Annotated in this window: 1 protein-coding gene and 1 pseudogene; both read right to left on the bottom strand. The window is 60.9% G+C overall.

Going from position 1 to position 886, the window contains the following annotated elements:
- A partial coding sequence (locus EN935_RS38075) for a metallophosphoesterase (protein WP_206534697.1) occupies positions 1-415 on the bottom strand: 415 nt, incomplete at its 3' end.
- A gap of 148 nt (positions 416-563) precedes the next feature.
- A pseudogene (locus EN935_RS38070) lies at positions 564-886 on the bottom strand (NAD(P)/FAD-dependent oxidoreductase); the annotation flags it as partial.

Below are 886 nucleotides of genomic sequence, written 5' to 3'. Positions count from 1 at the left end.
GGCCGTAGTTGAATTCGTGGTTGCCGAGCGTCGAGCACTCGTAGCCGAGCAGGTTCATGCCTTTCATGATCGGATGCAGGTCGCCGTCCTTCAGTCCTTTCTCATAGGCGATGTAGTCGCCCATCGGGTTGCCCTGCAGCAGGTCGCCATTGTCGATCAGCATGGAATTCACGGCTTCCTTGCGTACGGCGTCGATCAGGGAAGCCGTACGCGACAGCCCCATCGAGTCGTTCGCTTTGTCGGCGTAATAATCGTAAGGCAGCACGTTCACATGGATGTCGGTGGTTTCCATGATCCGGAGATGCGCCTGGTTACCTTGAGCGCGGGCGGAGAACGGATGCAGCATGATCAGTGCCCCTGCGGCGGCGCCCGCAAGGAGATCGCGGCGGGACACGGGATGGAGCAGTTGCGACATGTTTTCTCCTTCGACGACGTAACAGGCCCTGCCCCAAAGCGAATTTCGCTCTGAAACTCATCCAAGTCCATTCAAGAAGTTGCGCGCGCCAAACATCAGTCGATCAGCAACAGATGACGCGCGGATGAACATACGCAGCCGAAGAAGATCAGCCCTTGTCGTCGTCGCCCTGGGTGATCAGCCGCGCGCTGCGCTGGCCCGTCGCGTAGATCCATAGCCAGCTCAACGAAACCGCAAGCCGGTTGCGAAAGCCGATCAGGAAATAGATGTGAGCAATCCCCCACAGCCACCAGGCCGCCCAGCCGGTCAGCTTGATCCAGCCGAAATCGATCACCGCGGCGCGCTTGCCGATCGTGGCGAGATCGCCGTCATGCCGGTAGCGGAACGGCCGCGCGACGGTGTCGCCGGCAAGCCGCGCCTTCAAGGTGGTGGCAACATGCCGGCCCTGCTGCTTGGCGGCTGGTGCTACGC

Origin of the sequence: Mesorhizobium sp. M7D.F.Ca.US.004.03.1.1, assembly GCF_003998635.1 — a bacterium.
Lineage (GTDB): Bacteria > Pseudomonadota > Alphaproteobacteria > Rhizobiales > Rhizobiaceae > Mesorhizobium > Mesorhizobium loti.
Note: the sequence above shows the minus strand (reverse complement) of the source record. Positions and strands in the feature narration are given on the sequence as shown.